The sequence below is a fragment of the Flavobacterium sp. MAHUQ-57 genome (assembly GCF_051908335.1).
Taxonomy (GTDB): domain Bacteria; phylum Bacteroidota; class Bacteroidia; order Flavobacteriales; family Flavobacteriaceae; genus Flavobacterium.
Genome location: NZ_JBPZTE010000007.1, coordinates 1,436,017 through 1,449,932, shown reverse-complemented (window position 1 = coordinate 1,449,932; position 13,916 = coordinate 1,436,017). Strand labels below are relative to the sequence as shown.

General features: G+C 36.9%; 10 protein-coding genes. 6 read left to right on the top strand and 4 right to left on the bottom strand.

Features of this window, described 5'->3' with window-relative positions; all coding sequences use genetic code 11:
- The first annotated feature begins 1 nt into the window (after nt 1).
- On the top strand, nt 2-418 hold the full coding sequence (locus tag ACS8MM_RS14510; RefSeq protein ID WP_379718193.1) for a DUF4296 domain-containing protein: 417 nt from the start codon (nt 2-4) through the stop codon (nt 416-418).
- Here the strand turns inward: ACS8MM_RS14510 and ACS8MM_RS14505 are convergent.
- The gene (locus ACS8MM_RS14505) at nt 415-939 is read right to left on the bottom strand and encodes a GNAT family N-acetyltransferase (protein ID WP_379718191.1); all 525 of its coding nucleotides are present in this window, start codon (nt 937-939) and stop codon (nt 415-417) included. The two genes, ACS8MM_RS14510 and ACS8MM_RS14505, sit on opposite strands and share 4 nt — an antisense overlap.
- A 1-nt stretch (nt 940) precedes the next feature.
- Nucleotides 941-1,915, bottom strand: coding sequence for an NAD-dependent epimerase/dehydratase family protein (locus tag ACS8MM_RS14500; protein WP_379718189.1), 975 nt, complete (start codon nt 1,913-1,915; stop codon nt 941-943).
- A gap of 156 nt (nt 1,916-2,071) precedes the next feature.
- Here ACS8MM_RS14500 and tyrS point away from each other — a divergent pair, with 156 nt between their 5' ends.
- The 3 genes from tyrS (at nt 2,072) to ACS8MM_RS14485 (ending at nt 9,560) form a co-directional block, all read left to right on the top strand.
- Nucleotides 2,072-3,373: a tyrosine--tRNA ligase gene (gene tyrS, locus ACS8MM_RS14495; RefSeq protein WP_379718187.1), complete on the top strand. Its 1,302-nt coding sequence runs from the start codon at nt 2,072-2,074 to the stop codon at nt 3,371-3,373.
- Nucleotides 3,374-3,590: 217 nt separating this feature from the next.
- Entirely contained in the window at nt 3,591-7,529 is a 3,939-nt protein-coding gene (locus ACS8MM_RS14490) for a reprolysin-like metallopeptidase (RefSeq protein ID WP_379718185.1), read from the top strand.
- Nucleotides 7,530-7,646: 117 nt separating this feature from the next.
- Complete coding sequence (locus tag ACS8MM_RS14485; RefSeq protein ID WP_379718183.1) at nt 7,647-9,560, top strand: S9 family peptidase; 1,914 nt, start codon at nt 7,647-7,649, stop codon at nt 9,558-9,560.
- Between the two features lie 109 nt (nt 9,561-9,669).
- On the opposite strand, the gene ACS8MM_RS14480 is transcribed toward ACS8MM_RS14485, so the two are convergent.
- Nucleotides 9,670-10,638, bottom strand: coding sequence for a hypothetical protein (locus tag ACS8MM_RS14480; RefSeq protein ID WP_379718181.1), 969 nt, complete (start codon nt 10,636-10,638; stop codon nt 9,670-9,672).
- Nucleotides 10,639-10,913: 275 nt separating this feature from the next.
- Here ACS8MM_RS14480 and ACS8MM_RS14475 point away from each other — a divergent pair, with 275 nt between their 5' ends.
- Entirely contained in the window at nt 10,914-11,843 is a 930-nt protein-coding gene (locus tag ACS8MM_RS14475) for a helix-turn-helix domain-containing protein (RefSeq protein WP_379718179.1), read from the top strand.
- Between the two features lie 92 nt (nt 11,844-11,935).
- The gene (locus ACS8MM_RS14470; RefSeq protein ID WP_379718177.1) at nt 11,936-12,703 is read left to right on the top strand and encodes an SDR family NAD(P)-dependent oxidoreductase; all 768 of its coding nucleotides are present in this window, start codon (nt 11,936-11,938) and stop codon (nt 12,701-12,703) included.
- A gap of 336 nt (nt 12,704-13,039) precedes the next feature.
- Here the strand turns inward: ACS8MM_RS14470 and ACS8MM_RS14465 are convergent, their stop codons facing one another.
- A complete protein-coding gene (locus tag ACS8MM_RS14465; protein ID WP_379718175.1) occupies nt 13,040-13,741 on the bottom strand; it encodes a hypothetical protein in 702 nt (233 codons plus the stop codon).
- Nucleotides 13,742-13,916: the final 175 nt, after the last annotated feature.

Sequence of the window (13,916 nt, the reverse complement as noted above, 5' to 3'; positions counted from 1 at the left end):
CATGAAAAAAATATTGTTTTGCATCACAATAGTCTTGCTGGCATCTTGTTCAAACAGTATTGAGGTTGAAAAACCTGAAAACCTTATTGAAGAGGAAACCATGGAAAACATATTATATGATTTGGCTTTATTACAAGCATTGAAAGGTCACAGCCCTAAAGAAATGAAGAAAAACGGAGTCGATGCTAAAACCTACATTTATCAGAAATACAAAATTGACAGTCTACAGTTTGTAAAAAGCAATCGCTATTATTCCGCTGATGTACAAAACTATATGAGTATGTTCGGCAAAGTAATCGAACGTTTGGAAGAAGAAAAAAAAGCAGCTAAAGAAATTGTAAAAAAAGAAAATGAAGCAATGCAAAAAAAGAAAAAAGATTCTATTGCAAAGTCTTCAAAAATCAAATCGACAAATTAAATCCAATCTTCTTTTTTAATTTCATAAATAAAATTGAGTTTTTCAGGTTCACCGTAATACTCAATTAATTTTTCACTTATTTTTTTCGCTCCAATCCTTTGTATGGCAATTTGAGAACGAATATTATTTTCGCCAATGTGAAAGTGTACTGCTTCTACAAACTGAAAAGCATAATCCAACATTATTTTTTTTACAATCGGATTAATGCCTTTACCCCAATACTCTTTAGCATAAAAAGTATAGCCAATCAAAACAACATTCATCTCAGAATCATAATCATAAAATCTAGTACTACCCAAAATCGTTTCTGAAACAACATCAACAATCTTAAAAGCGCCATTACTTTCCATAGCACCCTGGAAGAAATTCTCAAAAACTTCTCGCTTGTAGCGATCCTTATTCGGATGCTGTTCCCACACCTCCGGATTGGCAGCACAACTAAACAAAGCCTCAAAATCAGTCAACTGTAAAGGAACTAGGCGAACCATTTCCGTTTCCAAAGTCGTAGGTTGTAAGTTCATCTTATTTTTTTATATATTCCGAAATGGTTTCAAATTCTATCCCGATAGCTGTTTTTACTTTAGAACTATCATAAAAATCAACCGTGTGCAGTGTTCTTGCCATATCTTTAGACAATACTCTCTTCTTGCCAAATAACCCCAAAACATAATCCAATCGCCAAGCAATACTTGTCATCCATCGTTTAGCATGAATTTTAGGCAGACTGACTTGTAGTTTATTCGCAATTAAAGCTGTCACTTCCTGATACGTTAAGGTTTCGGAAACCAAAACAAAACGTTCACCTGTAACTCTAATCTGCATCAATTCAAACATTGCTTTTACCACATCGGTTACCGAAACAAATCCTGTTCCTCCTTTTGTATAAAAAGGCAAACCATTTTTTACTTTTTGATAAATTTCTCCGCTTCCTTCAATCCAGAAAGTCGGCCCTAAAATTACGCCTGGATTAACTACAACAACTTCCAAACCTTCCTGATGACCTCGCCAAACCTCCATTTCGGCTCCATACTTTGAAATCGCATAATCACTGTGTTGCGTTTCAGGGTTCCATTCCGTTTCTTCGGTAATTACTTTTTCAAAATCTTTCAAATCGCCCAAAGCAGCAATCGAACTTACATAGCACAATCTTTGAATCCCAAAATCAATACACAGATTAACTACATTGGCTGTCCCTTCGATATTATTTTTTCGTAATTTCTCTTCATCCTTTGGATCAAAAGAAATCAAAGCTGCACAATGATAAACTATTGCAACACCTTCAAAGGCCAATTCCAATGAAGGAACATCAAGAATATCCGCCGAAATCCATTGAATTTCATCAAACAATTCAGCTTTTTGATTGTACTCAAAAACCTTTAAAACTTGCTTTTTCGATTCTTCTTTTCTAAAGAGTGCTTTAACATGTTGCTTTTGTGAGGCCAAATGCAAAAGCAAATGCGAACCTACTAATCCTGTTGCTCCTGTGACTAAAATCATATTCCAAAGATAGAAATTTGAATCAAAGACAAAAAGACATACTGAAATTAAGGCAAATGGATTCCAAAAACATTTTAAACAGAACCGCCTTATATATCTTCAAATCTCTTTTATCTTGTAATTCTAATCTATTATCTTTGCGAAAATTTTATAATAATGGAAAACTTAATTGCTGAATTACAATGGCGTGGACTGGTACACGATATGATGCCGGGAACTGAAGAACAATTGTTAAAAGAAAGCACTGCAACATATATCGGATTTGATCCAACATCGGATTCATTACATATTGGAAGTTTGGTTCCAATTATTTTATTGGTTCATTTGAATAAATTCGGGCACAAGCCTATTGCTTTAGTAGGTGGTGCAACAGGAATGATTGGTGATCCTTCAGGAAAAAGTGACGAAAGAAACTTATTGGACGAAGAAACGTTGGCTAAAAATGTGGAAGGAATTAAAAACGTCTTATCCAAATTCCTTGATTTCAATTCGAATGAAGCCAATGCTCCAGTTTTAGTCAACAATTATGATTGGATGAAAACATTCTCATTCATTGATTTTGCGCGTAACGTAGGAAAACGAATCACCGTTAACTATATGATGGCCAAAGATTCGGTTAAAAAACGTCTATCAGGCGAGACTGGAGAAGGAATGTCTTTTACTGAATTCACCTACCAATTGATTCAAGGATATGATTTCTACCATTTGCACAAATCACACAACTGTTTATTACAAATGGGAGGAAGTGACCAATGGGGTAACATTACAACTGGAACAGAATTAGTCCGCCGTATGAATCCGGAAGGAAACAACAAGGCGTTTGCTATGACATGTCCATTAATCACAAAAGCGGACGGATCTAAATTTGGTAAATCGGAAGGAGGAAATGTTTGGTTGACTGCTGACAAAACTTCCGTTTACAAATTCTATCAATTTTGGTTGAATACTACGGATGTGGATGCGGAAAAATATATTAAGATTTTCACTTTCTTGAATAAAGAAACAATCGATACATTAATTAAAGAACACGCTGAAGCACCACACTTACGTGTTTTACAGCGTAAATTAGCTGAAGAAGTAACTATTTTCGTTCATAGCAAAGATGCTTTAGACAAAGCTATAGCAGCTTCTAATATTTTATTCGGAAATTCAACATCTGATGATTTAAAAGGATTAGATAGTGAAACGTTCCTTGAAGTTTTTGACGGAGTTCCACAAGCTGAAGTTTCACTAGAAGAAATTAAAGCTGGAATCAATATCGTTGATGTATTAAATACCAAAACCGGATTTTTAAAATCCAACGGAGAAGCACGACGCGCACTAACTGAAAATTCAATTTCAGTAAACAAGGAAAAAGTTACCGAAGAATATACCATTTCAACTAACGATTTAATCAACAACCAATTTGTTTTATTGCAAAGAGGCAAGAAAAATTACTTTGTTGTCAAAGCAATGTAATTCTGATTAAAAACCTAATAATCAACCACTTCTAAAGAAGTGGTTTTTTTATTTCTAAAACCACGCAAAACCCAATAATATTAAGGCTTTCATAATTTTATTTCTACCATTTTAAGCATTTCGTTGTTATATTTTTACTTTTTGCGGTATAAAATTGTTAAATAATTAAAAAAATATAAATATATTCGCATCCAAAATCAACTAAAAAACCAACATTATGAAAACCAAACTACTTTCCGTTATGTTATTAGCGGTTACAAGTTTTGCTTTCGCACAGGATGGCTCCCTTTGGAGAAAAACCACAAGTTCTGGCAAAGTTCAACTTGAAAAAAGAATGCAACTTCCGGAGAAGAATCTCTTTGAATTGGATGTAACTTCTCTACAAACTGCTTTAGCAAAATCACCTCGCAGATCAAGCACAACTAAAGCTACAAATATCATCGCACTTCCTAATGCTGAAGGACAATTGGAGCGTTTCAGTATCTATGAAAATTCTATTATGGATCCTGCATTAGCAGCAAAATATCCAGAAATCAAATCCTATATTGGAATTGGTATCGACAACCCAACTTCGACTGCCTATTTCAGCATGTCACCATTAGGTTTTAAATCGATGACAATTAATGCTGACAAATCAGCATCATTTATCGAACCACTTTCTGCCGACTTAAGAACTTATACCGTTTACAAAAAAGCAGACAAAAAAGCAGATCTTTCACCTTTTGAGTGTAAAGTAATTGACCGAATCGAGCCTCGTGTAACGAATGGCGGCGCTAACTTACGCCCAAATGCAGACGATTCGACTTTAAGAACATTCCGTTTAGCCATGTCGGTAACCGGCGAATATACCGCTTACTTCGGAGGTACTAAAGCACAGGCTTTAGCTGCCATCAACAACACTATGACTCGTGTTAACGGTGTTTTCGAAAAAGATTTTTCTGTAAGAATGGTTTTAGTCGCAAACAATGATGCAGTAATTTATACTAACGCTTCAACTGACCCTTACTCAGCGGCATCTTCAGGAGCTGGAGGGGCATGGAACTCAGAATTACAAAATACCCTAACTTCTGTAATTGGAGAAGCTAATTATGACGTTGGTCACTTATTTGGTGCTTCAGGTGGTGGTGGAAATGCGGGATGTATTGGATGTGTCTGCGTTAATGGTCAAAAAGGGTCTGGATATACTTCACCTAGTGATGGTATTCCTTCCGGAGATAATTTTGACATCGATTATGTTGCTCACGAATTAGGTCACCAATTTGGCGCCAACCATACTTTCTCTCACGGTAACGAAGGAACGGGCGCTAACATGGAACCCGGTTCAGGTTCATCAATCATGGGGTATGCCGGTATTACATCTCAAGACGTACAACCGCATTCGGATGCATATTTCCATGCATTCAGTATCCAACAAGTTACGAATAACATCAAGACTAAAACATGTCAAACCAATACAGCAACAGGAAACGCAGTTCCAACTGCAAATGCTGGTGTTGATTATACGATTCCAAAAAGCACTCCTTTCATGTTAACTGGTACAGGAACGGATGCTAACGGCGATGCTTTAACCTACAACTGGGAACAATTTGATAACGCATCTAGTTCACAAACAGGAGCAAGTTCTGCTGCAAGCGCAACAAAAACTTCAGGACCTACTTTCAGATCGTATCCTTCTAGCACTTCTTCTGTGAGATATTTCCCTAGAATGGCTTCTGTTTTAACAGGTGCAACAACGACTGCTGGAGCGGAAATCACTGTAGAAGCAGTACCTTCTGTTGCCAGAACAATGAACTTCAGATTAACCGTTCGTGATAATAGAGCAGGTGGTTCTGCCAACAATTCTGACGATATGGTGGTAACTGTAAATGCGACTGCAGGACCATTCGCTGTAACAGCACCAAATACTGCAGTTTCTTATGCAGGTGGATCATCACAAACTGTTACTTGGAATGTAGCTGGTACTACTGCAAACGGTGTTAACTGTGCTAACGTGGATATTTTAATCTCTACTGATGGTGGAAATACTTGGTCAACAGTTTTAGCTGCAACTCCAAACGACGGAACGCAAGCAGTAACTATTCCTAATACAGCAACTACTTCTGCACGATTAATGGTAAAAGGAACCAATCATATTTTCTTTGATGTTTCAAACACTAACTTTACAATTACTGCAGGAACAATTGACAATACAGCTCCATCAGCTCCAACAAGCTTAGCTGCTTCTGGGACTACACAAACTACTACCAACTTATCATGGACTGCTTCTACTGACAACGTAGGTGTGACAGGATATGATGTATACCAAGGCGCTACTGTAATCGGAACAACAGCTTCGACCACTTACAATGTAACAGGATTAACTGCTTCAACTGCATACACTTTCTCTGTAAGAGCAAAAGATGCTGCTGGAAATGTTTCAACGGCAAGCAATACAGTTAATGTTACAACATTAGCACCTGTTGTGGATACGACTGCTCCAACAGCTCCAACAAATTTAACTGCTTCTGGAACCACTTCTTCATCAACTAATCTATCATGGACTGCTTCAACAGACAATGTTGGTGTTACAGGATATGATGTATACCAAGGTGCTACTGTAATCGGTACAACAGCTTCGACTACTTACAATGTAACAGGATTAACAGCTTCAACAGCTTATACTTTCTCTGTAAAAGCTAAAGATGCTGCAGGAAACGTTTCTACAGCGAGCAACTCGGTTAACGTAACTACTTCTACGGTAACAATAACGTATTGTGCATCACAAGGAAACAGCACAGCAGATGAAAAAATAGGAAGAGTTGCAATCGGTTCGATCAACAATCCTTCAACTGGAACTGCTGGTTATGAGAATTTCACTTCATTATCAACTTCTGCAGCTCAAAATTCATCACAAACTATCACAATTACTCCTTCATGGACTTCATCTACTTACGCTGAAGGCTATGCTGTATTCATCGATTACAATAAAAATGGAGTATTTACAGATGCTGGCGAAACAGTTTGGACAAGAGCGGCTTCAACAACGACTCCGGTATCAGGTTCATTTACAATTCCTGCTTCTGCTAGTTTAGGTGCTACAAGAATGAGAGTTTCTATGAAATACAATGCGGTACCAACGTCATGTGAGGCTTTCTCATACGGTCAAGTGGAAGACTACACGATTAACATCACTGCTGGAACTTCAGATACAACAGCTCCAACAGCTCCAACTAGCTTAACCGCTTCTGGAACTACATCTTCATCCACTAACTTATCATGGACGGCTTCAACCGACAATGTTGGTGTTACCGGATATGATGTATACCAAGGAGCAACGTTAAAAGCTTCTGTAACTACAACTTCTTATACAGTAACAGGATTAACCGCTGCAACTGCATATACTTTCTCAGTGAGAGCGAAAGATGCTGCTGGTAACGTTTCTGCGGCAAGCAACACGGTTAATGTAACTACTTCATCTGTAACATTGACGTACTGTACTTCTCAAGGTAACAATACTAATGACGAGAGAATCGGAAGAGTTGCTATCGGATCTATCAACAATGCATCTACAGGAACAGCTGGTTATGAAAACTTCACTTCTATCTCTACTAATGCAGCAAGAAGTGCTTCACAAACTATCACAATCACTCCAACATGGACTGGTTCAACTTATGCTGAAGGGTATGCCGTTTTCATCGATTACAACCAAAACGGTGTATTTACAGATGCTGGTGAAACAGTTTGGACAAGAGCAGCTTCAACAACAACTCCAGTTTCAGGTACTTTCACGATTCCAGCGACAGCTACTTTAGGTGCTACAAGAATGAGAGTTTCAATGAAATACAATGGTGTACCAACTTCTTGTGAGGCTTTCTCTTATGGCCAAGTAGAAGATTACACTATCAATATTACTGCTGCAGCAAGAGAAGAAGATTCTTTCGAAAGCATTGTGGTTAATGACATCAAACTATATCCAAACCCAACTTCGTCAATTTTAAATGTAACTTCAGTTTCTGAAAACGCTTCATTTAGAGTTTATAACATAATGGGACAAACTATTTTAGATGGTAAAATCAACAATGGAACAATTGACGTTTCTCGTTTGACAAATGGAAATTACATTATGGAAATTTCTGATAACGGAAATTCAACTACCAAACGTTTTATCAAAAACTAAATTATAAAACCAAACCAAACTTAAAGACGCCTTCTTAACCGAAGGCGTTTTTTTATAGTCATAATTCATCAGTCATAAAATTTCAGTAATTTAGCGACACTTTCAAAAAAATTAAAAATGAAAAAACTGCTTATTTTAACTCTTGGAATCATGGGATTATCAGCAAATGCACAAGAAGTTATGTCCCCCGAATTGCTTTGGAAATTGGGCCGTTTAACTGCACTTGGAATTTCTAAAGACGGAAAAAACATTGTATTCAAAGTTGCCACCCCTTCGGTTGAAGACAATAAATCCAATTCTAAATTCTACACCATTCCTTTAACAGGAGGAAAAGCCACTGAAGTTACAGATACTAAGGAATTACTAAAAGATAAAAACATTTCGCCAGATGGACTCTACTTGCTTTCTCATCAAGAAGTAAAAGTAAATTCTGTACTAGGGAAAGATGTATATCCGGAACTAACAAAGTCGGACGCAAAAGTTTACGATGGTTTGGATTACCGTCATTGGGATACATGGAGAGACGGAACTTACAATCATGTTTTTTTTAGTGGCGTTCCTGGACCCAATGTACGATTAGCTCCTCCTGTTGACATTATGCCAAACGAAGCTTTCGATTCACCTCAAAAACCATTTGGCGGAGACGAAGACTACATTTGGTCACCTGACAGCAAAAACATCATTTATGTTTGCAAAAAGAAAGCAGGCACTGACTACGCAACGAGCACTAACACCGATTTGTACGAATACAATATCGATACTAAAGAGACAAAGAATTTAACCGAAGGAAATTTAGGATATGATACACATCCCTTATTTTCTCCTAAAGGCGATTTGACTTGGTTACAAATGAAACGTGACGGTTACGAAGCCGACAAAAACGATATCATTGTTCGTTTTAAAGGAATGGACATGAACCTAACATCAGCATGGGATGGCACTGTAGAAAGTTTCAAGTGGAGTCCTGACAATAAAAAAGTATATTTCATTGCACCAGTTGATGGAACAAAACAATTATTTGAGGTTAATTTTCCGGGATTGAGCCGAATAGCAATAACTGTAAAGCAAATCACGAATGGAACATTTGATGTTACTGAAATTGTTGGCTTCAACCTTGACAAAGTAATTGTGGCTCGAAACGATATGAATCACGCCTCAGAACTTTTCTCCTATGATTTAAAAAAGAAAACCTGGAATCAGCTAACCAATGTCAATACGGAAACTTACAAAAATCTAGCATTAAGCAAAACGGAAAAACGATATGTAACCACTACCGATGGCAAAAAAATGCTGGTATGGGTAATTTTACCGCCAAATTTTGATGCTACTAAAAAATATCCTGCATTATTATACTGCCAAGGCGGACCACAAAGCGCCTTATCGCAATACTACTCTTTCCGTTGGAATTTCCAAACCATCGCTGCGCAAGGCTACATCGTAGTAGCGCCAAACCGTAGAGGTATGCCTGGTCATGGTGTACAATGGAACGAGCAAATTTCAGGAGACTGGGGCGGACAGGTGATGGATGATTATTTAGCAGCCATTGATGATGTTGCCAAAGAATCGTATGTAGACAAAACCCGCTTGGGAGCTGTAGGTGCTAGTTATGGTGGTTATTCTGTATTTCAATTGGCGGGTATCCACAAAAACAGATTTAAGACATTTATCTCACACTGTGGAATCTTCAACACACAAAGTATGTACGGTACCACTGAAGAAGTATTCTTTACTAATTGGGATTCGGGAGGTGCTTATTGGGAAAAAGAAAATAAAACAGCCCAAAAAACCTACAATGAGTTTAACCCGATCAACATGGTTAACAATTGGAATACACCGATTATGATTATCCAAGGCGGAAAAGATTACCGTGTACCTATTGGACAAGGTCAGGAAGCTTTCCAAGCCGCTCAGTTAAAAGGAATAAAAAGTAGATTTTTATTATTCCCGGAAGAAAATCACTGGGTATTGAAACCTCAAAATGCTTTAGTATGGCAACGTGAATTTTTCAAATGGTTAAAAGAAACCTTATAAATAAAATGATGTTTACAATAATTCACAATCGCGACTAAATTAAAGCTATAAGTAGCAACAAAAAAACCATTCGTAAACGAATGGTTTTTTTGTTTATAAAATCACTTATTTACAAAACATAACTTGACGTCCCTTTGTTAGGCCAAGCTGTATTTGCGCTAGGCAAAAATAAATCATCTACATGAATTGCAGGAGCTTTCGTATTATTCATAAAACTTGGATTTATAATATTAGGGTTGTAACCGTTTTTGATTCGAATATCAGTCAACAAGGTATTACCAGTGCAATACATAAACGTTAGTTTCGGGTTTGAGTCAAAATTAAGTGTTGTCCATCTGTTTGTAGAACAATTAATTTGCTTCAACAAGCTAAATGTAGAAAAGTTCAAAGCTGTTAATTTATTCGAATGAATGAATAAATCAGTGATTTTAACATTACCGTTCAAATTTAGAGTAGTCAATTGATTTCCATAACACCAAACACCCCAAAGCGTATTTACAGCCGATGGAATTGTCAGACTAGTCAATTGATTATTATTACACCAAATTTGAGACAAATTAGTATTGGTACTAAGATTCAGAGTTGTTAACAAATTGTTGTTGCATTCAAGCACGCCTAAAGTGGTCATTCCAGCCACATCCAAAGTCGTTAGATTGTTGTAACCAACTGATAATTGCACCAACGAAGTAAATGCTTTAACTCCAGTTAAATTACTAATACCAGCACCTGTCAGATTCAATCCAGCTCTACCTTGATCAATCATCACATAATTGTCGGTAGTATTTGTATCTGTAGCCGCACCCAAGCTTATTAATTTAGCTCTGAAAGCAGCATCCGGAACATAGGTATTAACCCATGGCGCTCTTTGAGCATTGCTTTTTCCTTCAATTGCATGCTCCATAGTTAAAAGATCGCTCATGAAATTTGGATAGTTGGCTTTTCTGTAATCTTCCGGAGTTGGATTTGGATTGAAGCTACTTGGTTTTGTCTCAGCTACTTGAGTTGAAGATGTTTCATCTGTATCATTAGAACAGGAAACCAGATTCAGCACAAGCGCAATCATTAGTAATTTTTTCATGTTTTTTATATTTAAATTTGTTCAAATGTATCCAAATCGCTTTGTCAAATAAAATTATTTGTTAGTAATTTCTTACAATTTTTATTGTGCTGATTTCAAAAAAAATATTAACAAAAGAAGAAATAACACTCTTTAAAGCGCTGAAAACGCAAACATCAAACCCAAAAAAAGCGCAAATAAAAAAATTCATTCTAAATCCTAAATACCAATAGGCAACACAATTTAGTCGAGCAGGTAACATTTTTATTATCTTTACTATTTGAATTTTACAACCTATGACTACAACAACCATAAAAGAATTTTACGACGAAATGTTTGGAGACTATTGTCCGGAAGTCCTCAAATATGTAGAAGAAATGGACAAAAAAGATGTAGGTCATTTTAATGTTTTCAACATTAGCGACATGTATGATACTTGTAAAGCAAAACCCAGCATGCCTTACAATAGAAGAACCTATTACAAGATTAGTTTGATCAACGGAAAAAACAAAGTGGAATACGCTGACAAGACTATTGAAATAGATCAGTTTGCCATTTTATTCGCTACTCCTAAGATTCCGTACCGTTACACTCCGTACGACAGCAACCAAAAAGGCCATTTTTGCGTTTTCACTGAAGAGTTCATGACCAAATCCAAAACTGGTTTATTACTAGACGAACTTCCAATATACCAACCCAATACCGATTTCATTTTTCAGTTGAATGAAAGACAATACGAAGAAATTGCCACTATTTTTGAGAAAATGCATCATGAGATTCAATCTGATTATCAATTTAAATACGATTTATTGCGGAACTATGTGATAGAATTATTGCACAACGGACAGAAACTCAAACCAATGGATTCGTTAATTGATACCATGAATGCCTCGTCACGAATCACTTCATTGTTTCTGGAATTATTGGAAAGACAATTCCCGATTGAATCCAACACACAAGCCTTACTCTTGCGCAATCCGAAAGATTATGCCGAAACACTCAACGTACATGTTAATCATTTAAACAAAACCCTAAAAGAAAGAACGGGAAAAACCACCAGTGAAATCATTACTTCACGACTACTACAAGAATCAAAAATATTATTAAAGAACACCAGCTGGAACATTTCGGAGATTTCAAATTGTTTGGGTTTTGAAGAAGTTGCACACTTTTCGAACTTTTTCAAAAAACAATCCGGATTATCCCCATTAGCTTTCAGAAGGTAATTATTTGATTTTTACAAAAGATAGATTGTTTAGAGCAACAACGAATCAATACAATCGATGCAACTTTGTACTGTAATTTAATACCTATCAAAATGACAAACAGTATCAATAAAATTGCATTGGTTACAGGTGGTAGCCGTGGTTTAGGAAAAAATTCTGCCTTGCAGCTTGCACATAAAGGATTTGATGTAATCATCACCTATCAATCTCAGAAAGAAGAAGCAGAAAAAACCGTATCAGAACTACGTTCTTTAGGAAGAAAAGCGAGTCTTTTACAATTTGATTTATCGAACATCCCTTCATTTGATGCCTTTGCAGGCAGTTTAAAAAACACCCTTTCCAATGATTTTGGAACTGAAAAATTTGACGCTTTGGTCAATAATGCCGGTTCTGGTTATTATGCATCAATCGCTGAAACAACAGAAGAAGGATTTGACGCTATGAGCACCATTCATTTAAAAGCCCCTTTTTTCTTAACCCAGAAATTAGCCTCATTATTAAACGACGGAGGAAGCATTGTGAATACCTCATCGGGACTTTCCCGCTTCAGCTACAACGGTTATGCCGCTTACGCTATTATGAAAGCCGCAATTGACGGATTAACCCGTTACCAAGCCGTTGAATTTGGCCCTAGAAAAATACGTTCCAATTCAGTAGCACCCGGCGCGATTGAAACCGATTTTGGTGGAGGTGCCGTAAGAGAAAACAAAGAGTTAAATCAGATGATCAGCAATTTGACACCACTAGGAAGAGTTGGTCAGCCTGATGACATTGGCGGTGTTGTGGCATTCCTTTGTTCTGATGAATCGAAATGGGTTAATGGACAAAGAATAGAAGCCTCTGGAGGAATACATATTTAACCCAAGTACAAAGCCTCTGGTAAAACAGAGGCTTTTTTATGCTTTGGAATTAAATCATTGGCCTCAACAAATTCTGCACGAGGCTTAACAAACTTTATAGAAGACATAACAAACTCTGCACAAGGCTTAACAAATTCTGCACAAAGCCTAACAAACATTACACAAGACATAACCAACTTTATTCAAAGCCTAACAAAGTTTACATAAAGCCTAACAAACTTTACAGAAGACAATACAAGCTTTTCTCAAAGCCTAACAAACTTAACACAAGACATAACAAACTCTGCATAAAGTCTAACAATAAATACAATTCACAAATCGTGACAGCAAGTTTTGCTAAATAAAAAAACTTTTAATTAAACGGTATTCCACAGACTGAGTACCATACTGCGCCTTGACACTTTCCTTGATTCTTGTGGCGCTATGGGAAAGATTTGAATAAGCCTCAATTCTTCTACTGTTAGTTAAAGAAAATTGGACATGAGAATCAACCACACCATTGTTTGCAGCAACAGCATCATTATATAAAGCTTGAAGAGAAATCACATTAAGTTTAGAATTAGCCAGGCTATATTCGGAACCGAAGTCAGAAATATTCGCTATTAAATCGGCAAAGAATTGCGTTTTTGAATGATAAGATTGATAGGATTGACTTACAGTATCAACTTCGGGATTTTTTGGCTTCGCTATATTAGCACCTCTCATTTTTTCGATGATACCCGCGACAAGCAATGCTTCTTTGGCACTTCTTCCATAAACAGCCTTTACATTAGCATTAATGGGTGACAACACTTTTTTAATTGAGTTTGGACTTTTTTCCAGAATCTGGAGACGGTGCTCGACAGCCAGTGAATACGCTTGTTTTTTGGACGCCACTTCGTTATTGAGATTGTGGATTGCAGCAATTTGTTCGTTTAATTTGGCGATACTCAGTTCCGGTTGTACAGATTGGTAATTGGAGAAACTTTCGAGTGCCTGAACCAGTTTTTGAGCGTTACCGATGCGGGCTCCGTATCCTCTTTCCGTAGTTGAATTCATCTTGATGGTTTTAGTGGTTAACAAGACGATTACCGAACAATTATAGTGCCATTAGTAGTGATTAGTGGCTAGTAATTAGCACTTAGTCCATAGTACTTAGCAAAGAGTGATTAGTCATTTGGGGATTAACTTGACTGATGGGCAATAAAAAAGCCCTGATTGATCAGGGCTTCGG

What these genes read in the sequence shown, in the direction of transcription:
- ACS8MM_RS14510 (WP_379718193.1), top strand. Translation starts at nt 2, where the DNA reads ATGAAAAAAATATTGTTTTGCATCACAATAGTCTTGCTGGCATCTTGT.
- ACS8MM_RS14505 (WP_379718191.1), bottom strand. Translation starts at nt 939, where the DNA reads ATGAACTTACAACCTACGACTTTGGAAACGGAAATGGTTCGCCTAGTT.
- ACS8MM_RS14500 (WP_379718189.1), bottom strand. Translation starts at nt 1,915, where the DNA reads ATGATTTTAGTCACAGGAGCAACAGGATTAGTAGGTTCGCATTTGCTT.
- tyrS (WP_379718187.1), top strand. Translation starts at nt 2,072, where the DNA reads ATGGAAAACTTAATTGCTGAATTACAATGGCGTGGACTGGTACACGAT.
- ACS8MM_RS14490 (WP_379718185.1), top strand. Translation starts at nt 3,591, where the DNA reads ATGAAAACCAAACTACTTTCCGTTATGTTATTAGCGGTTACAAGTTTT.
- ACS8MM_RS14485 (WP_379718183.1), top strand. Translation starts at nt 7,647, where the DNA reads ATGAAAAAACTGCTTATTTTAACTCTTGGAATCATGGGATTATCAGCA.
- ACS8MM_RS14480 (WP_379718181.1), bottom strand. Translation starts at nt 10,638, where the DNA reads ATGAAAAAATTACTAATGATTGCGCTTGTGCTGAATCTGGTTTCCTGT.
- ACS8MM_RS14475 (WP_379718179.1), top strand. Translation starts at nt 10,914, where the DNA reads ATGACTACAACAACCATAAAAGAATTTTACGACGAAATGTTTGGAGAC.
- ACS8MM_RS14470 (WP_379718177.1), top strand. Translation starts at nt 11,936, where the DNA reads ATGACAAACAGTATCAATAAAATTGCATTGGTTACAGGTGGTAGCCGT.
- ACS8MM_RS14465 (WP_379718175.1), bottom strand. Translation starts at nt 13,741, where the DNA reads ATGAATTCAACTACGGAAAGAGGATACGGAGCCCGCATCGGTAACGCT.